The organism is Brucella sp. NBRC 12953, from assembly GCF_040369775.1.
Taxonomy (GTDB): domain Bacteria; phylum Pseudomonadota; class Alphaproteobacteria; order Rhizobiales; family Rhizobiaceae; genus Brucella; species Brucella pseudogrignonensis.
Genome location: NZ_BAABSV010000003.1, coordinates 372473 through 398687 on the forward strand (window position 1 = coordinate 372473; position 26215 = coordinate 398687).

Sequence of the window (26215 nt, forward strand, 5' to 3'; positions counted from 1 at the left end):
ACGATTCATGAGCGTGTTACTGCTTCCGTTATTGATCGCAGCTGGATTTCTGCACCAACGCGGGCAAGCGGTTGATTTAGTGCGAATACTATGTGCTGGTGGCTATCGTTCAATCGGTGCGGCAGATCATCCATTATCTGGATGAGTAATTGGCATGGAAATAAGCTGCTTTATATCCAATCTTGAAGAGGGCGGCGGTCGTCAGTTGCGTATTGTGAACCGTAAACGGTGTCTCAATCACACCTTATCGGTATAATTCCATGGCAATAGTTGGTCGATTTGGATCTGCTTATGGCCATTGAATATTGCGGTGAGCGTAGCGGTCAGCCATTTCTGCGGATCGACTGAATTGAGTTTGCATGTCTCAATCAGTGAGGCGATTGTAGCCCAGTTATGAGCGCCTGCTTCATGACCTGCGAATAATGCATTTTTTCTGCTCAATGCTATTGGCCGGATTGTTCTTTCGACGCTGTTGTTATCCAGCTCGACGCGACCGTCAGACAGAAACAGGCACAAGCCGTCCCAGTATTTAGCGATGTATTTCAACGCCTCGCCCAATGGCGCTTTTGCCGACACGCGTGCGCGGTGATGCGCAAGCATGTTTGCATATCGATGATCAGCGGCTTTGATTGTGCCTGACGAGCTGCGAGCCGCGCTTCTGGATTGAGACCACGCAATTCAGCCTCAATCTTATAGAGTTCGCTAATCCGCTTTACACCGTCTTCAGCAATCGGGGACGAGCCTGTGCGCGTAATCTCAATAAGCTTTCGACGCGCATGAGCCCAGCAATAAGCCAATTGTATATTTGGACCAACACGATCTGGCGCGACCAACCGATTGTAGCCTGCATAGCCATCCACTTGCAGGATACCGTTGAAGCCCTTCAATATCTGTTCGGCATATTGGCCAGATCGTCCCGGCGCATAAGTGAAGGCGACACCGGGCGGGGCATTGCTGCCCCATGGTCTGTCGTCTCGCGCCAAAGCCCAAAAATACTCTGTTTTGGTCTTTCCTGATCCGGGATCAAGAACCGGTGCACACGTCTCATCCATGAAGAGTTTGTTTGATCGCTTCAGATCAGCAATCAGCGCATCAAAGACAGGGCGCAGCTCAAAGGCTGCCCCTCCCACCCAGTCGGCCAGTGTCGAGCGATCTATGTCGATGCCCTGACGACACATAATCTGGGCCTGGCGATAAAGCGGAAGATGGTCGGCATATTTGGAAACCAGCACATGTGCGACCGTTGCTTCTGTTGGCAAGTGCTGGTATCAATCGGGCGGGAGCTGGCGCTTGCACAACACCATCAGTGCAAGCACGGCATGCGTATTTAGGACGATGCGTGACAATGACGCGAAACTGCGCAGGGATCACATCCAGTCGTTCAAACTGCTCAGGATTAATCTTCTCTGACTTACGTCCAAAAGCTGCCTGTTTGAAGGCTGCAACCAGCTTCTCCAGCCGCGCAATGCGGTCATCTTTACGAAGACCGAGTGCTGTTGCTGCGATCAGTAGCGCCTTCAATTCAGCGATATCGTTGGGCAGCTCGGCGGCATCCAGCATGGGCCGAACTTACCAAATCCGGCCTTGATATGCTTGATAATTATGTTGTCAGAGTCATCGTGCCGCAGCTATCACACCAGCGCTCAATAGCTATTCAACCGTAATCGGCGCTCTCGCTTCCACCGCACGCACGCGTCGCCAGTCAAGCTCTGCGAACAAAGCTTCGAACTGTGCATGGTTCAACGACATCAGCCCATCGCGGATCTCTGGCCAGCTGAACGCATGGGCTTCCAAACGCTTATAAGCCAGCACCATACCTGTGCCATCCCAGTAGATCATTTTTAACCGATCCGCCTTGCGAGAGCGGAACACGAATACAGTTCCTGTAAACGGATCCTTGCGCAATTCGTTCTTCACCAACGCCGCAAGCCCGTCATGGCCCTTACGGTTATGTGGAGCGCCACATAACCGTAATTATGCGCTGACGATAACTATGCGGAGTCGTCATTGCCAGTCGATGGATTGTGTTGTCTGCGCAGATACTTAGATAAATTGAACACGCGCGAACGCTCCACATAACTATACTCCCTCCCTATGAGTTCACTTGTGAGGAGAGCGTAGTATGATGGATGCCAATAATCGTAATCACCGGTTCCTCGATCCGGGACCGTTGTCGTCGTGGATCGATCGGTTCGCGGAAGAGCTTGCCGCTCAGAGATATGCGCCGCTGACCATTGAGGGCTACACAGCGTCGGCTCGTCATTTCGCAGCTTGGCTCTGCAAAGCGGGCACCTCGATCGACGTCATCGATGATAATATCGTTCGTAGCTTTGCCGAACATCGGTGTCGATGTCCCGGTGGGCGGCAGTGGCCGCAGATCTCGCCAAAATACTCGCGTCGTGTCGGGAGGTTCGTTTTTTTCCTGCAAAGAGCAGGTGTCGTATGCCCACCTTTGAAGATCGCGTCGCCATATCCCTTGCTTGATGGATATCAAAGCTGGTTGCGCATCCACCGAGGACTGGCGGAACGAACGATCGCCCGTCACCTTCGCGACCTCCATAAGCTGTTGCCGTTGCTCGGTACGGCGACCCTCGACTATGATGCTAGCCTGATCCGTGATGTCGTCCGAGAGTGGCGCGAGCGCACCGGGACGGCTGATCTGAGGACCATAACAAGCGCCTTACGTAGTTATCTTCGCTACCTCGCGGGTGCTGGCTTGTGCCGCCCCAACCTTGATCACGCCATTCCGCCGGTATTGCAGTGGCGCCTTTCGTCGTTGCCGCGGTATCTGGCAGGCGCCGACGTCGAACGCGTCATTGCATCATGCGATCGACTGGCCAAAGGCCGCCTGCGGGACCGTGCATTGCTGCTCCTGCTGGCTCGCCTGGGACTGCGGGCCGGTTGCGCATTCCGGTCATGTCTCCACGATCGTGGCGCTGGCGCTAAAACGTGCGGGCATTTCCGATCCTCCGTCGTCTGGCGCGCGCTTGCTGCGCCACTCCGCGGCAACCTCAATGCTCCGTTCGGGCGCCACACTCGAAGCTATTGGCGCGGTGTTGCGCCACCGTTCGCTCGATATGACCGCACATTACGCTAAGGTCGATGTCGCGATGCTGGAGCAGGTTGCCCAGCCCTGGCCGGGAGAGCTCCCATGCTGAGTGAACTCCTCGCCGATCATGCGGCGCTGCACCAGGCTCTGGGGTTCAAGTTTCGGACGCCAGGCCTTCTATTGCGCAACTTCGTCGCGTTTGCCGAGCATCGCGGTGAGAATGTTATAACGACGGCAACGGTGCACGAGTGGGCTCTACAGGCGCCTTCACGCGAACAACGTCGCAACCGCCTGTTGGCGGTCCGTCGTTTCGCGCTCTCGCTGCATGCCGAAGATCCGCGCCACGAAGTTCCCTCTGCTGATCTTTTCGGTCGCGCCAGTTGCAAACGCCGCACGCCGTATATTTATAGTCCCGGAGAGATTAGGGGGTTGATCGACGCCGCTCAGCGACTTGGCCCCGACAATACAATCCGATCTCTCACCTACGCTACTATGTTCGGGATGATTGCAGCGACCGGTATGCGTGTCTCGGAGGCGATCACCATACGATTACCCGACGTGACAGACGACGGGTTGATCATTGCTCAGACTAAGTTCAAGAAGAGTCGGTTGCTGCCGCTACACACAACGACTCGACGCGCCTTGGACAGGTACCTCGCGACCCGCCTGAATGCTGCAAGTCAGAGTGATGCGCTTTTCATTTCGCATCAGGGAACGCCGCTCGCTTATCCGACGGTAATAACAGTCTTCCTGCAGATCATGCGATCAATCGGCTTGCGAGGCGCTGCAGGATCGCCAGGGCCGCGGATTCACGATCTTCGCCACACGTTCGCCGTCCGCTCTCTCGAACGCTGTGCCAACGATTCCAAGGCGGTGGCGCGGCATATTACTGCTCTGAGCGCCTATTTGGGACATGCCCATGTGACCGATACATACTGGTATCTTCAGTCAACGCCGGAACTTATGGCGCATATGTCGGTAGCCGGCGAGGCATTGCATCGAGGAGTAACAGCATGACCCAGCTTGCCCAGCACCTCACCGCTTTCCTGCGGGAGCATCTTCCCCGGGAACGACGCGCAAGCATTCACACTTGCGATGCTTATGCCTATAGCTTCCAACTGCTGGTGACGTTCGCCGCAGGAAGATTAAGTAAGCGACCGTGTCTGCTGCAGATCGAAGATATCGACGTACCGATAATTCTCGCCTTTCTCGAGCACATCGAAGAAACGCGCGGCAATAAGGCCCGATCGCGCAACGCCAGGCTGGCTGCTGTGAAGTCGTTCTTCCGCTATCTTGAACATCGAACACCCGCGGTGCTGGATCAGGCTCTTCGGGTGCACGCCATTCCGATGAAGAAGATTGACGAGGCGCTCGTCGCTTCGCTTTCGCGTACCGAAGTGCAAGCGCTGCTCAAGGCTCCGGATGGGCGAACCTCCTCAGGCATTCGCGACCGGGCCATGTTACATCTGGCTTTCGCTGGCGGGTTGCGCGTGTCCGAACTCGTCGGTCTCACCCTCGAACAATTCGACGGGCGGCCACCGGCCAGCATCCGTATCATCGGCAAAGGAAGACGAGAGCGCGTGCTTCCGCTCTGGCCGGAGACTGCTGCCGCTATCCGCGCCTGGATCGCGGTTAGACCCAAGGATGGCGACACGGCACTCTTCCTGAATAACGCTGGCAGGATGATGACGCGCTCCGGTTTCGAATACATCCTCGAAAAGCACGCCGTCGCTGCTGTCAGCGTCGCACCCACGCTGGCGACGAGGTCGATATCGCCCCATGTGCTGAGCCACAGCTGCGCAATGCACATGCTTCAGGCAACGCGCGACATTCGCAAAGTAGCGCTGTGGCTGGGTCACAACTCTCTCCAGAGTACCGAGATCTACCTGCGCGCTGATCCGAGCGAAAAACTCGAGATGCTCGACGCTTTGGTGCCGCTTGGTATCAAGCCAGGCAAATTCCGCCCGCCGGATAAACTAATCGCTATGCTTGCCAAGCGATAGCGCATGGTTATGTGGAGTCGATGGATGTCGAAATGCCGACCGCTGCGCCAATCGGTGTCTCCGACTCCGCATAATTACGGAAATCGACAGGTTTGGTAGCCACAATGATACGCACCCGGTTGGCAGGAAAGATCATTTGAGGGCCGCAAGTGCGCTCGCAACAGCTGCAATACGAGAAGCCGACGCACCTTCTTCCAGCCGGATGATGACTTCCCCACAGAATATCTCAACGCGTGAAGATGGTGGCGTCACAGGTTTAATTGCAGGTTCCGCTAAAACGATTGCCGCAAATTCCGTATTATCTTCGGGCGAAGGCAAAACAAGCTTGCCCTGACGTGCCAGCGTGCGCCATGAAGATAGATAGTTTGCACGCACGCCATAGCGATCGGCAACTTCCTGCACGCTCACGCCAGGACGCAAGCTTTCCGAAACAATCCGGGCTTTTAAATCAACGGGCCACTGACGATGGCTGTCACGCTTACTCTGATCCGTTGAGAGAAACTCCATTCGAGGCTCCATGGAGAAACTCCGTTCTGTCCATTCGCTGACTCTCAATGACAGAGTGAAAAATCAAACAGAATGTGGGGCCAGAACACCGGTTACTGTGAACCGCACTGATCGACATGAACGTTACAGCCACCAAAATACTCGAGTTATTAGGAAGCCCTACATATCGCCACACAATGGCCTTGGACGTTTAATAACGAATGTTTTATATATGGACATATTAGTATTTGTGGCAGCAGACCTGCCCAAAACTGAAAAGGACTGTTTGAGGTCTATCCCCACGGCTCTCAGAAGTGCGAAGGTAAGTGCAGTTTATGAGGAGCTACAACGCCTTCCAACTTTTGGATGGGCGTGTTAATGCACGACCCAATGACACCCAGTTTACCTAGAAGGCAAGATCATGAAGTTTGAGGAGCTGAATTTTGACATCCTTGGAGATGAAAGGGGTGCGCTAATCGCGTTACAAGCCAATCAGCAGGTTCCTTTTTCTTTTCAGCGAGTATTCTACATCTTTAACGTCACTGACGACGGCAAGCGTGGATGTCACGCAAATAGAAAATCTGAATTCGTTTTAATTTGTCTTCATGGAAAATGTCGAGTGAAAATTCGTTGTGATAAAGAGCGCGAACACATTGTAGTTCTAGATAGTCCTGACAGGGGATTGTGGCTCGATAAGATGGTCTGGAAGGAGATGTATGATTTCTCTCGTGACGCAGTATTGATGGTTATATCAAACGAGCTGTACGATCCAGAAGAGTATATCAACGACTTCGAACAATATGTTTGCGAAGCTTCAACATCACGTTAAAGTTGGAAGGGCAAATGGAACTTTTCAAGTTACAGGACTTAATATTTGGCGGTGAGCCTACGAGAGCAGAGCTAGCTGCATACCAAGCAGAGGGCGCTGTCACTCATCGAGTGGCCGTTTACAGGAATCACTCTTTTGAGTTGGTTCAAAAAACTATTGCGCCATTTTGCGCATTTGCCGGTATGAACGTCGAATTCATTTATAGTGATTACGATGATTCTTTATCGTTTGCTGATTTAGATACATCAGTAGATCTGGTAATCGTTTGGGTCGATGCAACTCGATACAAAATAGATAATGTCACGCAGTTTTTGGCGGAAAGAATCAAATTTCTGAGCTCTTCCTATTCGGGCCGAATTCTGCTGGCTGTCTTGGGAGAAAAAATCGATACCCCTATTGCCAGTATTTTGGACTTGTCGGGAATTGAAGCGAAAATGGGGCGCGACTTTATTGATATGCGTATGGAGCCCTATTCTGGTACAAGGCTAAGTGCGAAAGCTTGCATGGCTGTGTCCCGAGAGCTTGGGTTGAACTACTTACCTGTTTTACTTGGAGTCCCACTCAAAGGTATTATCGTCGACTTAGATAACACTCTTTATAAGGGAGTATTGGGAGAAGACGGTGTTCAGGGCGTGGAACTCACGCAAGGCCACATCGTGCTCCAGCAACATTTGAAGTTGTTTTCGCAGCAGGGCCTGTTTCTGGGTATCGCATCCAAGAATGATGAGATCGACGTCCGGAAACTTTTGGAAGAGCGTGTTGATTTTGTTCTGAAGCCGGATGATTTTGCATACATTAAAGCGAGCTGGAATGATAAAGCAGAATCCATTCAAGAAATTGCCGATTTGTTGAATATTCACTCCAGCAGCCTTCTCTTTATTGATGATAATCTCGGCGAAATTGTATCCGTATTGGAAAGACATCCCGATATTAAAACCATCTGGGCTCGAGATGACGCGGAAACAACCGCGAGGGCACTGGCAGAATTTCCAGGACTTTTGAAGCTTGCGATTAATAAAGAAGATCGTCTCCGCAAAGCTGATGTGTTGGCCAATAGGGAGCGGGAAGGGCTCAAGAACTCTCTCTCAAAAGATGACTATATAAAAAGTCTCCAAATTGAGGTTACTTATTCAGTCAACGAACTTAGCCATTCGAACCGTGTGGCTGAACTCGCGAATAAAACCAATCAGTTTATATTCTCCTATCAGAGATATACGCACCAGCAAATTTGCAATCTGATGAATGCAAATGACAGTGTTGTTGTGTCAATTTCTATGAAGGATAAACTATCGGACAGTGGCATAATTGGCGTTATTGTTGCCCGAGCGAATGACGAGCTGGCAACGGTCGAAGAGTGTTTTGTTAGCTGTCGTGCTCTCGGCCGTGGTCTTGATGAGGTCATTGTTTTGGGCGCAGTTCAGTCAGCGCTTACCGCGCTTAAGCGCACGGAACTCAATGTATTATTCGTTGAAGGCGAACGTAATGCTCCTGCTCGCAAGTTTTGCGATACGTACTTGAGCGGCTATATAGAACGCAAACAACGCTTTGAATACATTTATCCGGATGGTTTGGTAGACCTGAAATTCGAAAAAGGTAGAGAAGATGCATGACAAGATAATAGCAATGATTGCTAGTTTTGCCAAAAGAGAAACGGGCGATATTGAAGGTCGGCTCGATGAGAAAGGCCTATGGGATTCGTTCAGCCACGTTGAACTGGTTTTGCTCTTGGAAAGTGAATTTGGCGTATTCTTTGAGCAAGAAGAAATAGCGGGAATGAATACACCTCGAACTGTAATCGAAGCGGTTCAAAACAAGCAGGCAGTAGGATGATTTCAAGATCGTCTCTTGAGGGCATAGCGTATCGCATCCGACCTATCGCGGTTGCGGATGCCGCTTTCGTTGTAAGTGTTCGATTAGAAGATCAAGAACGTAATAAGTACATAAATCCTATTTCATCTGATTTAGGGGCTCAAGAGCGTTGGATTGCGGATTATCTAAAGCGAAACGACGACTTCTACTTTGTCATAGAAAACCGTCTGACTGGCGAAGCAGAGGGCTTAATAGCAATATATGATTTAAAAGAAGGCGCTGCGGAATGGGGAAGGTGGGTTCTAAGGAAAGGATCTTTGGCGGCTGTCGAGAGTGTCGATTTGATATTCAAGATGGCGTTCAAAACACTTAAATTGAAAGAGCTATACTGCCGGACGATCGCAGACAACACGCCGGTTGTTTCATTTCACGATGCTTTACCGCAGAACCGCCGGGGGATTCACGAAGCGTTCGTGACTTTGAACGGGCAAAATTTTGATGTCGTTGAGCATGTGATGACGGCGGAGAATTATTTCTCGTCTGTAGAAGAACGGCTGGCAGAAAAAATAATGCCGTTGTTTCTCAGAAACTTTAGAGCATCACTTGGTAAGCTTGAGTTCCACCATATCGGTGTGGCTACAAAAAGTATCGCATCCGAAATGGCGGCTCTACGTGTACTGGGATACCGCTCGGAAACTGAAGAGTTCGAGGATACCGAGCAGGGAATAAGAGGCAAGTTTATCGTTGCGCAGGGGCAACCTCGGCTTGAGTTGTTAGAAAATTTACCCGGATACAAAACACTCGACGTTTGGTTGGAGCGCGGGGTGAAAATGTATCACTTCGCATACAAGACTGAAGAGTTTGACAAGCTGATGAGCTTTTTAAGCAAAGGACGGATTCGGCCTGTAGGCACTCCCAAAGTATCTGCATTTTTTGGAAAAAGAATTTGTTTTCTTGCTCTTACCAATGCCTACCTGATTGAGCTTATAGAGGTATGATGTCCGCTGCGCGAGGCAACCGCTATCGGGGGGAAAGTTGTTGTAGGGTGTGCCGGTATTGCCCGCCCTATATTTGATTCGGAAAAGAACGTACTGCACGATAACTTAGTAGGGTTGCGATTACGTTGAAAAATGGAGCGATTACTTTGCTAATTTCGAATAGTGATAAAAGAACCAAAGTGGTCTTCTATTTTCCTTGGTTGGAAGTATCGGGTGGACCGATATACCTAACCGGACTAGCGGATAAATTGGCAGAAGATCCAAGTTATGATGTTTATTACACGGATTACTCACCCGGTCTGTCAGATAATTTATTAAAAAACAGTAACGTAAAGAAGATAACTGTCAGTACGGAAAATTTTTCTATTGGAATTGAAGAGCCTGTAGTTCTTATTACCCCTATTTATTGGGCTTGTTGGGTGCCAAAGCTTCATCCAGATAGCAAGATATTATTTTTTAATTGGCATATCTGCTCCATTCCGGTTTTGATTGACAACTGGAAAATAAGCCCTTTGGCGCTAAGAAGTTTTCTAGAGATTGTTCAGAAGACGGATTCTGTATTCTTTTGCGATTATTCGCACTGGATGGCGCAGAATACGAAAAAGATAATATTCAATAAGCGCTATGTGCCAATTTCACTTCCATCTGCACATTCCCCAGCGAGCTCAAATCTTGTTGAAGCCGATAAAATAAACGTTGGTATCCTGGGGCGTCTGAGTTTGGATAAAGTCTTCAGTGTATTGAACCTTCTCGACAATCTTAGCAAACTCGAACTCAAAAAGAGTGTTGTTCTTCATATAATCGGAGACGGGCCGGAAAAATCAAGGATTAATCCCAGAGAATATCAAGGGATTAATATCAAATTCGTAGGCACCGTGACAGGCGATCACCTGACTGAATACCTCAGGGAAAAGATAGATATCCTATTTGGTATGGGGACATCGATTTTGGAAGGTGCCGCACTTAGGATTCCTTCTGTTGTTATCCCTCATAATGTAAAGCCAATGGAATGTGATAGGTTTGTTTATCTTCAGGATAGTAAAGACTATTGTCTTGGGTGGTATGATGACCAGATAGAAAAAATAGGTTTGAAAGAGCGAAAATTAAAAGAAATCATTGATGAAGTTTATAAAAATGGTCGTAAAGAAGCGCTTGGTCAAGATGCATATAATTACTATCTTTCTCACCATACCATCGAAAGCGCGATTAAACCATTTAAAGAAATTATTGAATCGAGCTCTTTGACGTATTCTACTTTGCAACACGTTTCGGCAAAAAATTTAGGCTATCGGCCGATAGCAGGAAGTAAGCATCTGGGTTTCGAGGTTACATATGACGGCAAGGCGCGCTGGATAGCTTTTTCGCGTTGGCGTATTGCAACCTTGGATATCCACGGTCTCCCCATGCGGAGTATGCGATACGCCAATAGAGTTCGCAGATATCTGAGCAGAAAAATGAAAGGGCAATCCACAGAATCTACGTTGATCACGTGGCTGCAGTCGTTTGAATCTCGCATTGAAGGAAAAATAAATCAGCTAAAGAGCACTTCGGAGGCGCACTACAGGGATGTGATTGCGTTAGGCGACCAAGTCGATTCATCACAAATTGCTGCACGTGAAGAGTTGAGGTCGGTAATTGTAGATCACAACTCGTCACTTATGGAAAGATTTGATGATTTGTCGTCTCGATTAGATACACTAGAGCGGTCACTCGTTGACATTTCTGGTCGTGTATCCCGTGTCGCGCAGGCTAATGTTGTTCAAATGGATACGTGTGATTCACTCGTTTCATCGGAAAGCTTCGATTATTTTTGTGGAGATATATCTAAAGACTATAGGGAGCTAATAGCTGGTCTAGATAAAGAAAGTATAGATGTCGTCATTCGCGCAATATCACGCGCTCAGCAATATTGGTTATATAAAACCAGCTATTTCTGGCAAACAGATGCGGAACGCATTGAACTAACGCGTATAATGGATCAGCATACATCTAATACTGTTAAGCTCTCAGGTGATGTGACTGCATATGGAAATTACATACTTCCAATTAATATCATATCATCTACTGTGTTTTATTACCGGCATTTTCTGCCCGAAGTGAGAGACCTGCAAAAAATCTCTAACTTGGATATAATTGATGCTGGGGGGTTCATTGGGGATTCAGCTCTGATCCTCTCAGAGTATACAAACCGGGAAGTTCATGTATTTGAGCCCGTGAGTTCCTTATACAAGATGTGCGAAGAGACTGTGCGTTTGAACGGCTTGAGCAATGTCAAGTTGGTTAAGTATGCGTTGGGCGAAAGGCATGGGACCTCTTCGATTTCGATTGAAGGAGACACTTCTCATATTATCCGGGGGGCGCAGATCACTGACGATGCCGCTTCAGAACTAGTGAAAGTGATCCCACTGGATGATTATGTCGAAGAACACAAACTCAGCATTGGTTTGATTAAGGTAGACATTGAAGGCTTCGAATCGGAGTTTTTGAAAGGTGCCAAGCGGACGATTTCGTCACAGAAGCCTGTCTTGCTCTTAAGTATATATCACAATGCTGATGACTTTTTTCACATAAAAACGCTTATCGAAGGTTGGGATTTGGGCTACAGATTCAAAATACGCAAGCCCTTAGATAACAATATTTTGGTAGATACAACTCTCATATGTGAAGCGTAAATCGCGTAGAGGAAACGGTGCGACATTGATTAAGTTTCTTGATTTGAAAGAGATGAACGAACGCTATCGCGACGGAATTAATTCTGCGATAGCTAATGTTTTGGATAGTGGATGGTATCTACTTGGGCATCAAAACGAGGAGTTCGCAAAGAGCTTCTCTGCATATTGTGGTGTTAAGTATACGCTTGGTGTTGCTAACGGTTTGGATGCACTCAACCTTATCATCAAGGGAATGGGTTTCTCCGACGGAGATGAGATTATTGTTCCAGCTAACACTTATATCGCAAGTATTCTATCTATAACACAAAACGGATGTACACCGGTTTTGGTTGAGCCTTCTATAGATAGTTACAATATAGATACGACGTTGATAGAAGAAAAGTTGACGCCGAAAACGAGAGCAATTTTGGTCGTCCACTTATATGGGCAGGTCGTGGACATGGATCCGATCTTGCTCATTGCCAAGCAACATGGTCTTAAAGTTATAGAAGACTGCGCTCAAGCGCATGGCGCGCTCTATAAAGGTAAGATGGTCGGATCTTTGGGAGATGCCGCTGCGTTCTCTTTCTACCCAGGTAAGAATCTAGGTTGTCTAGGTGACGGTGGGGCTATTACCACTGATGATGAAGAATTATACATTAAACTGAAGGCTTTGGCGAATTACGGTTCGCATGAGAAGTATAAGAATATTTATAAGGGTTACAATTCTAGATTGGACGAAATACAAGCAGCCGTTTTGCGCGTGAAGCTTCCCGGTTTGATTTCAGATAATGAGCGGAGGAGAGAAGTCGCTAATATTTATCTTGCACGTATTCGTAACGAGAAGATTATCCTTCCGCAGATCACTGGTAATCAAGAGAGTCACGTTTGGCATGTTTTTGTTATAAGAACAGAAAATAGGGATCAGCTGGCGACCTACTTGAAAGAAAACGGGATTGGCTCGCTCGTTCACTATCCAATCCCTCCTCATAAGCAACAAGCATATAGCGAATGGAACCATCTTTCTTTCCCGATTACTGAAGAGATACATAGAGAAGTTCTCTCGATTCCAATTAGTCCGGTTATGTCTGATGACCAGGTTAGTCGAATAGTAGAGGTGATTAATGCTTATTGACGCCGCTAGGCGTCTGACGATTGTCAGCAATCGAGCGTTGTTTGAATCTTACATTCTAGCTATCTCAAGAGCTACCTCTCTAGAGGCGGCCCTTGAGATAGCTGAACGTGCTGTTTGGTTGGCCACTACGAGAAGTACGGGGTATTATTCCAGCAAAGAAATCGAAGACGTTTTTCTTCGATTGGCATCTAACAATTCTGTTGCACTTCAAACGACATTTACTCCTCAGTCCGTTCTTCATGTCATGACCCAATGTTATGCGGTGGGCGGGCATACCCGCGTGGTTGAACGCTGGATCGAGCAGGACGCACATTTTCAGCATAGTGTATTTCTTACTGCTGGGACAGCTGCCGACGTAACTGCGCGGCTATCCGAAGCCGTGAGTCAGCGTAAGGGGCGGGTGCTATTGGCTGACCCAGAACTAAGCTTGTTGGAGCGAAGTCTGAAGCTAAGGCAGGTGGCGTCTGGTTTTGACCTAATCGTTCTGCACGTGCATCCTCATGATCCGACCCCTCTAGTTGCGTTTGGAACACGCGAATTTACTAGACCTGTCATTCTCTATAATCACGCGGACCATTTGTTCTGGATAAATCTATCGGTAGCAGATGTAATCGCCGAAACGCGTGGTTGGGGTATGAAAGTCACGCGAAATAAACGTGGCTGTGACCGCAGTATAAATCTTGGAATTCCGATCGATACCAGTATTACTGCAGGTGCTAATTTGGTTATTTCAGGTCAAACGAATAACAGAAAGTTGTTGTTGTCCGTAGGTTCGGCATACAAATATACACCTGTTGGGTCGTGGAATTTTTGGCGTTCATTAAAACGCCTATTACGTGACGAGCGTGAACTGGATTTTGTAGGGATTGGTTTAAGTCAGGCAAATGCCCCGCACTGGGTTAGGTCTAATGAGTTTAAATCGCGAGTTCGACTGCTAGGTTATCAAAAGCACTCCGAAGTTGTGAAGTATGCTAAGATATGTCGCGTAGCGTGGGATAGTTTTCCCCAAAGCGGGGGAACTGCTTTGATGGATATATCGATTAGTGGGGCTGCGGTTGTCGCACTTGATTGTCCGACGGGACATCTCGATTATCTCAATCGGACCGGCAGTATCGTCAGAGATGAAAGCGAGTTGTTGGTAAGAACACGCCAGATGATATCCGACGATTGGCTGCGACTCCAAAATGTTGAAAACAACCAGACAGAAATAAACTCCGATTTCAATCTCGATAGTTGGAGAAAAAATTTATTAAATTTGTATAAAAGCGCTGGGCTTAAGCATCAAGTTTACGAAGGATTTACCACGAATTCTACAAACATCGATGCTCTTGATCTATTTAAATCGTCCATTAATAGATCAAATGGTGTTCGGGGAATTGTCAGCTATGCGCGCGAAATATTGAGCTGCCTTGTTAAGACCGCGTGCAATAATTTTCGATATTAAATTGTTTTAGCTGTCAAACTTACAACGAAACCGCTTGGTCAAGGATGAATGCATGTTATTCAAAATATTTTTAGTCCATGGCGCAGGTAAAAAAGCGATGCGGATTTGATGAAATTCCGTATGTGCCAAAGGCCCTTTTTTGCTGCATGTCCTCCCGCATGAATGATCCGGACCGTCGGTACATAAGCAATGTCCGCAAACGTGTGTACTCTTAAAGACAAGTCGAAATCCTCAAAATAGAGAAAATAGTCGTCACAAAAACCATTTGTCCGCTGCAAAATGCTGCTATCAAAAAACATGAAGCAGCCGCTAACTATTAGAGGGCCCCAGTAAACCTCGTCTTGAGTTTGTATCTTCATCTCATAGCGATCTAATCTTCTTTGAAATAAGGAACGAATTTTTTTCGCTGCAAAGCCGCGTAACATGAGATCAAAAACTGCAGGATATTGTTTGCACAGATATTGTCTCTCGCCATCCGGCCATTGGGCGTAGGGCGTTATTAAGCCACAATGAGGGTTAGTGCTCATAAACGTAATGGCATTTATGATTGCGTCTGGATGTAATTCAATGTCAGGATTGAGGATGAGATGAAATCTCCCCATTGCTTCCAAAGCGAGATTGTGTGCTCGGCCGAAGCCAATATTTCCTTGCCCGTGAATTACATACCAAGGCAAAGTCGCGTAGTTTTTAGTTAAAAATGGTGAAACGAGATCCTGATTAGAATTATCTATGATGACAATAGAAAAACGGTTACCACTAATTTTTTCAAGGGCGATAGCTAAACTATCAAGCGTATTTCGAAGTTCTGTGAAGTCTGGACGATATGTCACGATTGATATCGTTAGCAATTGCTTTTCTGGATTCACGCTGGAATCACAATTGGGCATGGGTATTCCTCATAATAAATTCGGTATCTCAGGGATTATCGTGGTAATCTAAAGCCTATCCAATTAGTGGGAGATTAATGGATTCTCGCTCTTTAATCAGCAAGGATTTTGTATTTAAGCGGTCAAAACGGAGCCATAATGTTAATGAAGATGTATTCGTTCGAAAAATGTAGAAAGTAAGATGCAGGAAAGCGACACCATATGAAGGGCATTGTACTCGCAGGCGGCAGCGGAACCAGACTCTATCCGCTAACGATAGCTGTTTCTAAGCAAATTCTTCCGATCTACGACAAACCTATGATTTATTATCCTCTGAGTGTGCTAATGTTAGCTGGCATTCGAGATATTTTGATCATTTCGACGCCGCACGACTTGCCGCTGTTTCAGAAGCTACTCGGTAACGGTAACGAGTTTGGAGTAAACTTCTCATATGCCGAACAGGCACATCCTAACGGTTTAGCTGAAGCCTTCATTATCGGTAGAGACTTCATCGGTGATGATAGTGTCGCCATGATCCTTGGAGACAATATCTATTTTGGTAACGGTCTTTCAAACCTATCGCAACTCTCCTCACAACCAATGAAGGGTGGGACTGTTTTTGCTTATCGTGTAGATGACCCGCAACGTTATGGTGTGGTGGAGTTCGATAGTAAGACAGGCAAAGCGGTTTCCATTGAAGAAAAGCCCGAGATTCCAAAGTCGCATTGGGCTGTGACAGGCCTTTACTTTTACGACAATCAAGTTGTCGATATCGCGCGTTCGATAAAGCCGTCTGCGCGAGGTGAGCTTGAAATCACAACGGTCAATAACGTGTATCTCGAACAGGGTGAGTTAAATGTTCAACGGTTCGGTCGTGGTTATGCCTGGCTAGATACGGGGACTCACGATAGCCTTCATGAAGCCTCATCATTTGTTAGGACTATTGAAAAGCGGCAGGGTATCAAGATAGCTTGTCCAGAGGAAATAGGTCTAGATAAAGGCTGGCTGAGCAGTGAAGCCGTATTGGAACGCGCAGCCAAGCTCGGCAAAACTGAATATGCAGCTTATTTGCGTCGACGTGTTGACGAATTAGGGAAAGCTTAATGGAAGTCCGTCCTTTAGGTTTAGAAGGTGTTTTCGAGATAGTCCCGCGAAAGTTCGGTGATGGCCGTGGTTTTTTTTCTGAAACTTACAAGGCTAGTGCGCTAAATGACGTGGGCAAAGATCTCAATTTCGTCCAGGACAACCATTCCTATTCGGCGGCTAAAGGCGTGGTACGAGGTCTGCATTATCAATTGCCTCCGTTTGCACAGGATAAACTTCTTCGCGTTACTCGCGGTTCAATCTTGGATGTTGCGGTTGATATCCGGAGAAGTTCGCCAACATTTGGAAAATGGGTGGCGCAAGAAGTTTCGGCTGCAAAATGGAATCAGATATTGATTCTTAAAGGTTTTGCGCACGGTTTCATCACACTCTCTGAGGATACAGAGGTTTTGTATAAGGTCACGGATTTTTACGCGCCGCAGTACGACCGTTCGATCCGCTTTGACGACCCCGCAATAGGTATTAGTTGGCCTATTCCTGCAACTGGCGTGCAATTGTCCAGCAAGGATGAGAAGGCCCCGTTGCTTGCTAACGCAGAAGTTTTTGATTGAGGAATAACATGAATATTCTTGTTACTGGTGGTGCAGGATTCATTGGTTCTGCCGTATGCCGCCACCTAGCCGCTGATCCCAAGGTCAATGTTATCAATCTCGACAAGCTAACCTATGCTGGTAATCTAGCTTCGCTGCGTCAGATTGAAAATCATCCCAATTACAGCTTTCTTCAGACGGACATCTGCGATGACACCGGTGTTTCGGAAGCGTTGCGTGCCAATGATATCGATATTGTCATGCATCTGGCTGCTGAAAGCCATGTAGATCGCTCTATTGATGGTCCGGCCGCATTTATTGAAACCAATATTATCGGTACCTTCCGACTGCTGAACGCGGCTCTCGTTTACTGGCGTGAGCTGCCAGAACCGCGCAAGTCGGCTTTCCGGTTTCACCATATTTCGACGGATGAAGTGTTTGGCGACTTGCCATTTGATAGTGGCATCTTCACAGAAGAAACGCCGTATCAGCCGTCATCGCCCTATTCGGCTTCGAAAGCTGCATCCGATCATCTGGTTCGTGCATGGCATGAAACTTATGGCTTGCCGGTGGTACTGTCTAATTGCTCAAACAATTATGGCCCGTTCCATTTCCCTGAAAAGCTGATCCCGCTTGTTATTCTTAACGCGCTCGATGAGAAGCCTTTGCCGGTTTACGGTGCAGGTGCGAATGTGCGTGACTGGCTCTATGTTGAGGATCATGCACGCGCGCTGGCTTTGGTCGCGACCACAGGCAAGCTGGGCGAGAGCTACAACATTGGCGGACGCGCGGAACGCACCAATTTGAACGTTGTTGAGACAATCTGCGCCATTCTCGACAAGAAGCGTCCGCGTGCAAATGGCAAGAGCTATGCCGATCTGATTACGTTTGTGACAGATCGCCCCGGCCATGATCGCCGTTATGCGATTGATGCATCGAAGATCGAGCGCGAACTGGGCTGGAAGCCTCAGGAGACCTTTGAAACGGGCTTGGATAAGACCATTCAGTGGTATCTCGACAATGCATGGTGGTGGGAGCCGATCCGCAGCGGTACTTATGCCGGAGAGCGTTTGGGCAGTGTCCAGCCCAAAGAGGCCTAAGCATGAAGATTGCAGTTACCGGGCGCGAAGGGCAAGTTGTTCAGAGTCTTCTGGAGAAAGCATCCCAGCGATCTGATCTGGAAGTGATTGCGCTTGGTCGCCCGGAACTGGATTTGGCAGAACGGGAAACTGTGTTCCATGTGATCGAAGCGGTCAAACCAGACCTCGTCGTTTCCGCTGCGGCCTACACAGCTGTCGATTTGGCTGAGGACGAATCGGAGTTGGCCTTTGCGATCAATGCGACGGGCGCGAAGGCCGTCGCAGAAGCTGCAAAATCTTGCGGTGCTCCGGTAATCCATCTTTCGACGGATTACGTTTTTGCCGGAGACGCCAGTAAAGCCTATGTTGAAACGGATAGCACTGGACCCCGCAGCGTCTATGGAAGCTCGAAGCTTGAAGGTGAGCAGCTGATTGCGCACGCCAATCCTCAGCACATCATTATGAGGACGGCTTGGGTTTACAGCCCGTTCGGCAAGAATTTTGTCAAGACGATGTTGAAGCTCGCAGAGACCCGAGGAGCTCTCTCGGTTGTGTCCGACCAATGGGGTAATCCAACCAGTGCGCTCGATATAGCGGATGCAATTATCAAGGTGGCAGATCATTTGGCGGCCAAGTCGGACTTCTCCGCTTATGGTGTTTATCACTTGGTTGGTACTGGCGACACGAACTGGAGCGGCTTTGCACGCGCTATATTCAGCGAAAGTGCTGCGCTTGGCGGGCCAACCGCCACTGTTACTGATCTCACCACTGCGGATTATCCGACCAAGGCGGGGCGTCCAGCCAACTCGCGACTATCGACTGCGAAATTCCAGGAAGTGTTCGACTGGTCTGCCCCTAGCTGGAAATCCTCTTTGTCCTATGTAGTTTCCCGAATTCTCCAATCCAAAGATTAAGCGTTTTGGCAAACGGTATTTGACTTTGTGACCGGTATTGGGTCCATTTTTGCTAGCAGTTATCTTTTTGAAGGAAGTTCCGGGCAAAGATCACTATTAATTACCGGGGGATTACCACCCGACAACGCCAATTTGGATACTGGTGAGATAGATACGATATCCTTGATGTGCACCTGCGTTTTCACTTGTAATCCCCGGAGCTGGATGAGTTTGGTGACTTGAACAGCCAGTTCGCGCGTTGTGGAATCTCGCGCTGGCAGTCTCGCTTGCCTTCCAACGCTGGACTATTCCCTTCGTTTTGAATCTGAACTGCTTTAGCGAATGCGCAAGGCCATGCTTGCGCTCACGCGTCGCGTGTTTTCCCCGCCTATCGTCTCCTCGCGGCGCTTCGCTGCAAAACACGCTCAATCAAACCTTGGCGCATCCGCTGTAACAGCAGTTCGACCGATCTCTTACGAAGGGAATAGTCCCTTCGGTTTAGGAGCAAGACAATGTCTGCAATCGGTTACGTCACCTACAAAGAAAACGGGTCTTACGAAGGCTTCCTGCGCACTCTAACTATCGATGCTCCCATCAAGCTCGTCCCTATTGCCAAAAGCAGCGAAAAATCGCCGGACTTCCGTATCCTGTCCAACCGTGCCGACGTGGGTGCCGCCTGGATCCGTACGGTCAAATCAACTGGTAACACCTATATCGCGCTGATGATCGATACACCTGCGCTCTGCCGTCGCATCCACGCCAACCTCGGGTCGAGTTCGGGCCAGGACGATGCCCATACTTTTACAATCATCTGGAACCGCCCAGGAACAGTTCGCTGATCGCTTGAGCCCGCCGAAAGGCGGGCTCTTTTAGCTCAGCTTTCGTCCAGTTGATGCGTTGATCGGTTAACTCCACAACCCCGTTTAAATTCCGCAATGAGCATTAAGAAAGGCCAAGAAAGCATGCTTTAATATCTTCCTTGCGTAGCGAAGAGCGCGGCGGCTTCTGTAGCCCACGGGTGATTAATCCTGGATCGAGAAGGAGTTGGAAGTGATTGGAAAAAGAGGCTTGCAACAGGAAAAGCAACACAACTCTTCACGCATTCCAAAATCCCTAATCTGGAACTTGAAAGTCGCATCACTATTGCTTTGATATGCACCTATTCCGCAGTGGACTGTTGCATCACCGAACGGCACCTCATTCATTTGGGGCAATTTGCGCAATCAAAGGGCCGGTTTACTGACGATTGAAGCAACGGCGGTGGCTCCCGAGGAACTGATAAGCTGCGGAGATGTCGGCCTTGCCGGTTATGATGCTACCGAGGCTGGGATCTGGAAGTGGTAGCCGATCTCAATCGCAGTTGAGCTTGCCCGCGCTGGCCATAAGGCATTATCTGATCTTCCTTGGCGAGACGGAAAGCAGATCACAGCCGACGCCGAGAATGGATTGCAAACTCAAGCGCTGTCAGCGATGCCGTTCAATGCAGGAGGTTCCACCCCGACCGAACTGACCCGCCAAGGCGTGCACGAGATCCGCGCTGCGTTCGCTGCGGTCGCAGTCCGGCCCGCGCATACCGGATTTGATGCAGTACGGATCCATGCCGTGCACGGCTGTCTTCGGCTTTCATTCCACTTGCCGCTCGCAATATCTTAGACTGTTCGAACTGCCTTTCCGGCTGAAAAATCAGTTTCAGCCCGCGTTCAGCAATGGACTGGGTCGATAGTGACTAGACTCTGGATGGGACAATCGGATGTGCAAAGGCGCTTGAGGTTGGAGGCTGCGACGCCATTAACGTGTCGAGCGGCTTTGCATATCGATCAGACGATTCCGGTTTCTCCAAATTACCAAGTTCATTTGCACGTGCGTTAAAAGCGGCGGTGAAGAAGCCGGTCTTCGCAGTCGGTGTGATTACCGAACCATCTCAAATAGAAGAGATCATTGCCACCGGTGACGCCGTTCTTCTCGGATGTGGACATACGGCCAGCCCTTTACGGTTCACGTGACATTGGCCCGCAGCAGCGCTCCTTGATGGCAAAGTCACTGCCGCGCCTCAATACCTTCGGTGTCAACCAGCACGATTAAAGTCTCTTTTCGAGATAGAGGCCGTTCGTTTCCAATCAGACACATTGATGCAAACATCAAAGCACAATGGAGCTGCGCTAAGTCAGCGTTAGTCTAAGGGAAAAGCTTCTGAGCCATGACAAGGTACTGATCGGCTAGACGAGGAGTTGGAGATGTGAGGGCAAACCCCGGCTGCATCGCGAGCACGCAACGATTGGCTTATGTGATTGGCTGAACAAAAAGCGCCAGTCTCTTCGGCAACCATTGACCCGTTTATGATCTTGAAAAATGATTGTCTGCTGGCCCAGGAGGTCGGAGACATGTCGCGCTGTCGCGATCTTTGACGTCAATGACCTGCAGCAGAACTGTGCATGTTTGCCGTTGGCTCATGTTCCTTCTTCGCTTGGGGGCGAGGCTGCTTTCATGGCGGGTGCTGTTTCGATCAAAGTCCGAAAAAGGGATCGGTCGATGTCTCGCTGCAGAAAATTGGGCAGTTCGCGGCGCAACCACTCATGCAGTCTGCGCGAAAATTCGGGATCGTCGGTGCTTTCCAGTCGTTGCAAGACCAGTGTTCCAATCAGTACCTTGCGGCGGGTTTCATTCGCGCGTTCTTGTTTCGACAGCCGCGACTTGAGTTCGCTTCTCCGAGCCTCAAGTTGTGCCAACCGCTCCTCAATCGTTTTGTGCGTCATTGTTCTCCTCCTGCTGCCTTTATCAGAGCGCGGCAAGGGCGCGATTGTCACTCCCAAGAGTGTGGCTTTGAAAACGGCAGGTAAAAGCGCGACACTGGAGCGATGGATTGATCGAGAAGACCTGCGAATGTGTGGGTATTGGGAAAGCTTGGCCGGGGGGGTGAATTTTGCTAAGGGCGCACTTACGAGTTGGTCCCAGGCTCGGATTACGATCAGAAGTGGCCTGAAGACTGAGAAGAGGAAGTTCATGTGGCGATCTATCACTTCAGTATGAAGCCGGTCTCACGGGGAAATGGTCGCAGTGCGGTTGCAGCGATTGCCTATCGCGCTGCGGAAAAACTGTTGAACGAACGCGATGGCGTCACTCATGATTTCTCACGCAAGAAAGGCGTTCTTCATTCGCAGATCATTTTGCCGGAACACGTGCAAGCGCCATGGGCATACGATCGTGAGAAACTTTGGAATACTGCGGAGTTTTCTGAAAAACGCAAAGACGCCCGAGTAGCGCGTGAGTTTGAGATTGCATTGCCTCACGAATTAACGGCTACCCAACGTTTGAGTGCCGCGCGGGCTATCGCGCAGGAACTCGCGAACCGTTATGGATCTGCGGTGGACTTCGCCATTCACGAGCCACATCGAGAAGGCGACATGCGCAATCATCATGTTCATTTGCTGATGACCGTAAGGGAAATTACACCCGCAGGATTGGGTGAGAAGACGTTAATCGAACGCGAAAATAGGTGGTTGCTGTCGCGGAATCGCCCAACAACCTATATGCAGATTGCTGACTTAAGGCGTTGTTGGGAAAGCATTGCGAACGCACATCTTGCGATCGCCGGTTCTGATCGGATCATCGATCATCGCGCGTACTCTGACCGCGGATACAAGATTGAACCGACAGTTCATATGGGCGTGCATGCAACCCAAATCGAGCGCCGCGGATCTAACTTGGAACGTCGGAGACTCAGTCCTGAATCCGCCGCAAGGAATGTAACCGCGATTCGTGAAAACCCAGCGCAAATCTTATCGATTATAACTGATGAGAAGTGTGTGTTTGATCATCACGATATCGCACGAACGCTGCACCGCTATCTCAATGGTGATGCTAGGGAGTTTCAAAACGCATTCGCACGCGTGCTGGCTGCGCCTAATCTTGTCGAGCTTGAAGAGAAATGCGGTGATCCTGATAAGAGGAAATCTGCTTCCGCTCGCTACACCACTCGTGAGATGGTGGACCTCGAGTCCCAGCTGCTGGACTCTGTCAAGCACATGCGTCTACCACGCGGCTATGATACTGAACGGCATCGTTCAAAACATCAGAAGGAATGCCACGAAACTCTGCCACTGTCACTGGAGCAAATGGCGGCGGTTGAACACGTTACTGGACCAGAGCAGATCGCTGTCGTGGTCGGATATGCGGGAGCCGGAAAATCCACCATGCTGGCGGAAGCGCGCCGAGCTTGGGAACTAAAGGGCTACAAGGTTCATGGGGCGGCCCTCTCTGGAAAAGCAGCGGAAGGACTCCAGGCGGCGACCGGAATACAAAGCCGAACTCTCGCTTCTTGGGAGTATGGATGGCAGAAAGAACGTTGCAATCTGAACCGCAGTGACGTGTTTGTCCTTGATGAGGCCGGCATGATCGGGACAAAGCAAATGAGCCGGGTTCTATGCGAGGCTGAAGCGCGGGGTGTAAAGATCGTTCTCGTAGGGGACTTCGAACAGTTGCAAGCAATCCGCGCGGGAGCTCCGTTCCGAGCCATTGCTCAGGAAGCGGGATATGCGGAACTGACTGAGATCCGACGACAGCGTGCAGACTGGCAAAGGGAGGCTTCAGTTGCATTCGCGACGCATCACACAGGTGCAGGACTTGCTGCTTATAGAGATCGGGGGGCTGTTCATTTCTTTGCCGACCAAGAGGCCGCGTGTAAAAGAATCGTCCAAGACTACCTTGCTGATTGCGCTGAACGTCCGCTTGGAACGCGCGTCGTCATGGCCCATCGGCGCGTGGATGTGCGCACGATGAACGAAGCAATCCGCTCGGCGCTGAGGGCGCGTGGTGAGCTTTCGCGCGTTGAGAACTCCAGCGAAATAAAAGTCGGGAAAGAGGTCTTGCCTGAACCCGCACATCGCAGCGAGGCCGTTGTAGAAACGAGCGTTGGCAAACGGACTTTTGCAGTGGGTGACAGGCTTGTCTTTCTCAAGAACGATCGCGGTCTTTGTGTCAGGAACGGGATGCTCGGCACTGTGTCGAGCATACAAACAAATCGAGCAGGGAATATTTCCGCAATGTGCGTCAGTCTGGATGACCGAGGTGGCGAAATGGTTCGATTTTCTACGACGAACTATTGCTCCTTCGACCATGGCTACGCAACAACGATCCACAAAAATCAGGGTGCTACCGTAGACCGGAGTTTCGTGCTGGCTTCAGATACGATGGATCGGCATTTGACCTATGTCGCCATGACCCGTCATCGTTATGGCGCTGAGTTATACGCTGCATTGGACGCATTCGTTCAACCAGATAAATTGCGGCAAAGCGGACGCCTTATTGAGCATGGCAAAGCCCCATTCAAACATTGCGCGAGCAAGGAACTGAGTTACTTCGTGACACTGGAAGAGGAGCGGATCGGACGAAATACGGTATGGGGCGTTGATCTGGAAAGGGCTATGAAACTCGCTTCCCCACACATAGGAGATAGGGTTGCTCTGAAGTGCCAAGGTTGTACACGGTTGGTGCTGTCAAACGGTGCACTCACGCATCGTAACAGGTGGAAAGTGGTCACAGACGAGGAACTTGCTTTCGATCAATTAACGCGTCTGCTGTCTCGATCCGGCATCAAAAAGAACGTTATCGATTATAACCATGCAATTTCCGGACTTCGACTCCCAACACAGCGTAGTGTTATCGGCGGATCAGTGGATGCACTTGAACGTGTGGGTAAAGGCAAGCTTGGGCAGGAAAACTCAGTAGCAGGCCAGAGTCGTCAAAAAGGAGTAACTGAGGCCAAGGCGGTGCGCGGATCACCGGTGCCTCGCAAAGCGCCTTTCGGGATGTTTGACGGCGTAAAGCTTAAAGTTCAGGCAGAAGCAGCCGTGGTTCAATTTAACGGTCACGAGCGGTCGTCACTGCATCGGATGGGTATTGCTCCCGAAGGTCGATACTTTAGTTCGCGACAAAGCTGTCAGTCTTTGGCTGAACGTGCGCGGCGCCAGTTGCCAATGGAGATAGCTGTTGATCGCTATGCACGCGCCTACCGCTCAATCGAGCGTCACATCAAGGAAGGTCTTCCTGTTCTCTCCGGGCAAGAGCTAGAACTGCGAGAGGCAGGAACTAAGCTGGACGATTTACGGACCGGCCAGCAAGCACTTTTAAAATCCGTTTTGCAGTACGATCCCGATGCTGCACGGAGCATGAATAAGCTCAGTGGTCGGGAGTATGTTGCGCTCCTCATTTCGAGCATGCAACGTGAAAACTTAGCGCGAATTGATCCGGCGATCGGAGCACAGCGCTTTATTGAGCGCTGGCAAACGCTACAAAACCAGCATGGCCAACTCTCTGGTGGGAAATCGCGAGACGACCGCCGAAAGCTCGAGCGGCAGATGCACGCACTTGTAGAAAGCCTCTCTGAAACTCCTTTGATTGAGGCGGAGTTACGTAGCCAAAGTAAAGCGCTCGGATTTCTTTATGCCCTAGGACAATACGAGAGCGTCTCTCACGAACTTCATCAAGGAATTGGTCATGTCGAAAGTCATGATCACGATTTAGGCCATGAGCTGTAGATGAGATTGGCATGACTGTATCGGAAGAAAAAACCGCTGTGGCGGAAGCTGTACCGGAAGCAGATACAACGGATCCGGCCCTTGCCTTCGATAATTTGCGACATACCGTGGATGCCGTAGCGTGTGATCTCAGTCGTGAAATGACGATCATTCGCAAAGGGGTTGAGGCTGCATTCGAAGAATTTGACCGGCATGGTGGCGTTCAGGATTATAATGTTGAGTTAGCGCAGATCCTAAAACAACAGGCCGAGGTTGCGAAAATCGTTCAAAAGATTGAATGTATGCCTGTTCTACACCACGATCCGCAGAGCATGGCCACTCGCATAGAGCAGAGCGCCGCCAGTTTGGTCCGTGACACTGCCGTTCAATTAGAGCGGCAGACGGCGGAGCTGAAACAATTGAGACAAACTTTGAACTCGCAACTGGGTAGCGCCCGTCGGCGCGCTTGCCAAAACCGAATGCTGACTGGCTTCAGTGGGATAGGCATTACTGTGGGTATAGTGCTCACATTATTTGGTCCGCATATCATGCCCGAACCTTTCGACCTTGTGATTGCAAGGATTGTGCTCAATGAGGATGGTTGGACAGCGGGATCTCGGCTTATGCACGCGTTCAGTCCCCCAAGCTGGAATAGTGTCGTCCGTTCATATCAACTCGTTGAAGCTAATCGTTCGTTGCTTGCGGCCTGCGCCAAGGCTGCTGCAAAGACCAAGCAGGATCAAAAATGTACAATCAACGTTTCTCCAAGCTCAAATTCCTCCTCGTGGTAACGATCGATGGTCGTTTAGCCGGTAAGACAAGGTTAG

Annotated in this window: 22 protein-coding genes and 3 pseudogenes; 19 read left to right on the forward strand and 6 right to left on the reverse strand. The window is 49.4% G+C overall.

The features are described from left to right. Window positions 1-237 precede the first annotated feature (237 nt). The 3 genes and pseudogenes from tnpC to ABWV94_RS09215 form a co-directional block, all read right to left on the reverse strand. A pseudogene (gene tnpC / locus ABWV94_RS09205) lies at window positions 238-1560 on the reverse strand (IS66 family transposase). A gap of 90 nt (window positions 1561-1650) precedes the next feature. Next, window positions 1651-1947: pseudogene (tnpB, locus tag ABWV94_RS09210) on the reverse strand (IS66 family insertion sequence element accessory protein TnpB); the annotation flags it as partial. A gap of 145 nt (window positions 1948-2092) precedes the next feature. Then, a complete protein-coding gene (locus ABWV94_RS09215) occupies window positions 2093-2560 on the reverse strand; it encodes a hypothetical protein (RefSeq protein WP_353413330.1) in 468 nt (155 codons plus the stop codon). Here ABWV94_RS09215 and ABWV94_RS09220 point away from each other — a divergent pair. The 4 genes and pseudogenes from ABWV94_RS09220 to ABWV94_RS09235 form a co-directional block, all read left to right on the forward strand. Then, a pseudogene (locus ABWV94_RS09220) lies at window positions 2501-2647 on the forward strand (tyrosine-type recombinase/integrase); the annotation flags it as partial. The gene ABWV94_RS09215 and the pseudogene ABWV94_RS09220 sit on opposite strands and share 60 nt — an antisense overlap. A 169-nt stretch (window positions 2648-2816) precedes the next feature. Further along, entirely contained in the window at window positions 2817-3158 is a 342-nt protein-coding gene (locus tag ABWV94_RS09225; protein WP_353413332.1) for a tyrosine-type recombinase/integrase, read from the forward strand. Beyond that, a complete protein-coding gene (locus ABWV94_RS09230) occupies window positions 3152-4066 on the forward strand; it encodes a tyrosine-type recombinase/integrase (protein WP_353413334.1) in 915 nt (304 codons plus the stop codon). The genes ABWV94_RS09225 and ABWV94_RS09230 overlap by 7 nt, the downstream gene beginning before the upstream one ends. Beyond that, window positions 4063-5052 (forward strand): tyrosine-type recombinase/integrase, encoded by a 990-nt coding sequence (locus ABWV94_RS09235; RefSeq protein WP_113496389.1) that lies wholly within the window; start codon window positions 4063-4065, stop codon window positions 5050-5052. The genes ABWV94_RS09230 and ABWV94_RS09235 overlap by 4 nt, the downstream gene beginning before the upstream one ends. Before the next feature lie 132 nt (window positions 5053-5184). Here the strand turns inward: ABWV94_RS09235 and tnpA are convergent, their stop codons facing one another. Further along, window positions 5185-5559, reverse strand: a complete 375-nt coding sequence (tnpA, locus tag ABWV94_RS09240; RefSeq protein WP_353413336.1) for an IS66-like element accessory protein TnpA — start codon at window positions 5557-5559, stop codon at window positions 5185-5187. 400 nt (window positions 5560-5959) lie between these two features. Between tnpA and ABWV94_RS09245 the strand changes: the two genes are divergently transcribed. The 7 genes from ABWV94_RS09245 (at window position 5960) to ABWV94_RS09275 (ending at window position 14404) form a co-directional block, all read left to right on the forward strand. Further along, window positions 5960-6367, forward strand: a complete 408-nt coding sequence (locus tag ABWV94_RS09245) for a sugar 3,4-ketoisomerase (RefSeq protein ID WP_113496387.1) — start codon at window positions 5960-5962, stop codon at window positions 6365-6367. A 14-nt stretch (window positions 6368-6381) separates the two neighbouring features. Beyond that, the gene (locus ABWV94_RS09250; RefSeq protein ID WP_353413339.1) at window positions 6382-7977 is read left to right on the forward strand and encodes an HAD-IIIC family phosphatase; all 1596 of its coding nucleotides are present in this window, start codon (window positions 6382-6384) and stop codon (window positions 7975-7977) included. Continuing rightward, the gene (locus tag ABWV94_RS09255; RefSeq protein ID WP_353413341.1) at window positions 7970-8197 is read left to right on the forward strand and encodes an acyl carrier protein; all 228 of its coding nucleotides are present in this window, start codon (window positions 7970-7972) and stop codon (window positions 8195-8197) included. The genes ABWV94_RS09250 and ABWV94_RS09255 overlap by 8 nt, the downstream gene beginning before the upstream one ends. Beyond that, on the forward strand, window positions 8194-9174 hold the full coding sequence (locus ABWV94_RS09260) for a GNAT family N-acetyltransferase (RefSeq protein WP_113496384.1): 981 nt from the start codon (window positions 8194-8196) through the stop codon (window positions 9172-9174). Before ABWV94_RS09255 ends, ABWV94_RS09260 begins: the two co-directional genes overlap by 4 nt. A 125-nt stretch (window positions 9175-9299) precedes the next feature. After that, window positions 9300-11846 carry an FkbM family methyltransferase gene (locus ABWV94_RS09265; protein ID WP_353413344.1) on the forward strand — a complete coding sequence of 849 codons (2547 nt, stop codon included), beginning with the start codon at window positions 9300-9302 and terminating at the stop codon, window positions 11844-11846. A 25-nt stretch (window positions 11847-11871) separates the two neighbouring features. Next, a complete protein-coding gene (locus ABWV94_RS09270) occupies window positions 11872-12960 on the forward strand; it encodes a DegT/DnrJ/EryC1/StrS family aminotransferase (RefSeq protein WP_353413346.1) in 1089 nt (362 codons plus the stop codon). Beyond that, window positions 12950-14404 (forward strand): glycosyltransferase family protein, encoded by a 1455-nt coding sequence (locus ABWV94_RS09275; RefSeq protein ID WP_113496382.1) that lies wholly within the window; start codon window positions 12950-12952, stop codon window positions 14402-14404. Before ABWV94_RS09270 ends, ABWV94_RS09275 begins: the two co-directional genes overlap by 11 nt. A 59-nt stretch (window positions 14405-14463) precedes the next feature. Here ABWV94_RS09275 and ABWV94_RS09280 read toward each other — a convergent pair whose 3' ends face one another. Further along, window positions 14464-15291: a glycosyltransferase gene (locus ABWV94_RS09280; RefSeq protein WP_353413348.1), complete on the reverse strand. Its 828-nt coding sequence runs from the start codon at window positions 15289-15291 to the stop codon at window positions 14464-14466. A gap of 201 nt (window positions 15292-15492) precedes the next feature. Here ABWV94_RS09280 and rfbA point away from each other — a divergent pair, with 201 nt between their 5' ends. The 6 genes from rfbA to ABWV94_RS09310 all read left to right on the forward strand — a co-directional run bounded on the left by rfbA (window position 15493) and on the right by ABWV94_RS09310 (window position 20529). After that, window positions 15493-16374, forward strand: a complete 882-nt coding sequence (gene rfbA, locus ABWV94_RS09285; RefSeq protein WP_113496380.1) for a glucose-1-phosphate thymidylyltransferase RfbA — start codon at window positions 15493-15495, stop codon at window positions 16372-16374. After that, window positions 16374-16925 carry a dTDP-4-dehydrorhamnose 3,5-epimerase gene (rfbC, locus tag ABWV94_RS09290; protein WP_113496379.1) on the forward strand — a complete coding sequence of 184 codons (552 nt, stop codon included), beginning with the start codon at window positions 16374-16376 and terminating at the stop codon, window positions 16923-16925. The genes rfbA and rfbC overlap by 1 nt, the downstream gene beginning before the upstream one ends. A gap of 8 nt (window positions 16926-16933) precedes the next feature. Beyond that, window positions 16934-18004 carry a dTDP-glucose 4,6-dehydratase gene (rfbB, locus tag ABWV94_RS09295; RefSeq protein ID WP_113496378.1) on the forward strand — a complete coding sequence of 357 codons (1071 nt, stop codon included), beginning with the start codon at window positions 16934-16936 and terminating at the stop codon, window positions 18002-18004. 2 nt (window positions 18005-18006) lie between these two features. Next, window positions 18007-18897: a dTDP-4-dehydrorhamnose reductase gene (rfbD, locus tag ABWV94_RS09300; RefSeq protein WP_113496377.1), complete on the forward strand. Its 891-nt coding sequence runs from the start codon at window positions 18007-18009 to the stop codon at window positions 18895-18897. 491 nt (window positions 18898-19388) lie between these two features. Next, the gene (locus tag ABWV94_RS09305) at window positions 19389-19715 is read left to right on the forward strand and encodes a DUF736 domain-containing protein (protein WP_353413352.1); all 327 of its coding nucleotides are present in this window, start codon (window positions 19389-19391) and stop codon (window positions 19713-19715) included. Window positions 19716-20229: 514 nt separating this feature from the next. Then, window positions 20230-20529: an oxidoreductase gene (locus ABWV94_RS09310; RefSeq protein ID WP_353413535.1), complete on the forward strand. Its 300-nt coding sequence runs from the start codon at window positions 20230-20232 to the stop codon at window positions 20527-20529. Between the two features lie 794 nt (window positions 20530-21323). On the opposite strand, the gene ABWV94_RS09315 is transcribed toward ABWV94_RS09310, so the two are convergent. After that, a complete protein-coding gene (locus tag ABWV94_RS09315) occupies window positions 21324-21629 on the reverse strand; it encodes a mobilization protein (protein ID WP_079213275.1) in 306 nt (101 codons plus the stop codon). Between the two features lie 249 nt (window positions 21630-21878). On the opposite strand from ABWV94_RS09315, the gene traA reads away from it, so the two are divergent. After that, a complete protein-coding gene (traA, locus tag ABWV94_RS09320; protein WP_353413354.1) occupies window positions 21879-25409 on the forward strand; it encodes a Ti-type conjugative transfer relaxase TraA in 3531 nt (1176 codons plus the stop codon). An 11-nt stretch (window positions 25410-25420) separates the two neighbouring features. Then, window positions 25421-26179: a DUF6118 family protein gene (locus ABWV94_RS09325; RefSeq protein ID WP_353413356.1), complete on the forward strand. Its 759-nt coding sequence runs from the start codon at window positions 25421-25423 to the stop codon at window positions 26177-26179. The last annotated feature ends 36 nt before the right edge of the window (window positions 26180-26215 follow it).

Coding starts and splice junctions, on each gene's coding strand:
- ABWV94_RS09235 (WP_113496389.1), top strand. CDS start 4,063: ATGACCCAGCTTGCCCAGCACCTCACCGCTTTCCTGCGGGAGCATCTT.
- ABWV94_RS09255 (WP_353413341.1), top strand. CDS start 7,970: ATGCATGACAAGATAATAGCAATGATTGCTAGTTTTGCCAAAAGAGAA.
- rfbD (WP_113496377.1), top strand. CDS start 18,007: ATGAAGATTGCAGTTACCGGGCGCGAAGGGCAAGTTGTTCAGAGTCTT.
- ABWV94_RS09250 (WP_353413339.1), top strand. CDS start 6,382: ATGGAACTTTTCAAGTTACAGGACTTAATATTTGGCGGTGAGCCTACG.
- ABWV94_RS09260 (WP_113496384.1), top strand. CDS start 8,194: ATGATTTCAAGATCGTCTCTTGAGGGCATAGCGTATCGCATCCGACCT.
- rfbC (WP_113496379.1), top strand. CDS start 16,374: ATGGAAGTCCGTCCTTTAGGTTTAGAAGGTGTTTTCGAGATAGTCCCG.
- ABWV94_RS09230 (WP_353413334.1), top strand. CDS start 3,152: ATGCTGAGTGAACTCCTCGCCGATCATGCGGCGCTGCACCAGGCTCTG.
- ABWV94_RS09215 (WP_353413330.1), bottom strand. CDS start 2,560: ATGGAGGTCGCGAAGGTGACGGGCGATCGTTCGTTCCGCCAGTCCTCG.
- ABWV94_RS09305 (WP_353413352.1), top strand. CDS start 19,389: ATGTCTGCAATCGGTTACGTCACCTACAAAGAAAACGGGTCTTACGAA.
- ABWV94_RS09280 (WP_353413348.1), bottom strand. CDS start 15,291: ATGCCCAATTGTGATTCCAGCGTGAATCCAGAAAAGCAATTGCTAACG.
- ABWV94_RS09275 (WP_113496382.1), top strand. CDS start 12,950: ATGCTTATTGACGCCGCTAGGCGTCTGACGATTGTCAGCAATCGAGCG.
- rfbB (WP_113496378.1), top strand. CDS start 16,934: ATGAATATTCTTGTTACTGGTGGTGCAGGATTCATTGGTTCTGCCGTA.
- ABWV94_RS09325 (WP_353413356.1), top strand. CDS start 25,421: ATGACTGTATCGGAAGAAAAAACCGCTGTGGCGGAAGCTGTACCGGAA.
- ABWV94_RS09245 (WP_113496387.1), top strand. CDS start 5,960: ATGAAGTTTGAGGAGCTGAATTTTGACATCCTTGGAGATGAAAGGGGT.
- tnpA (WP_353413336.1), bottom strand. CDS start 5,559: ATGGAGTTTCTCTCAACGGATCAGAGTAAGCGTGACAGCCATCGTCAG.
- rfbA (WP_113496380.1), top strand. CDS start 15,493: ATGAAGGGCATTGTACTCGCAGGCGGCAGCGGAACCAGACTCTATCCG.
- ABWV94_RS09315 (WP_079213275.1), bottom strand. CDS start 21,629: ATGACGCACAAAACGATTGAGGAGCGGTTGGCACAACTTGAGGCTCGG.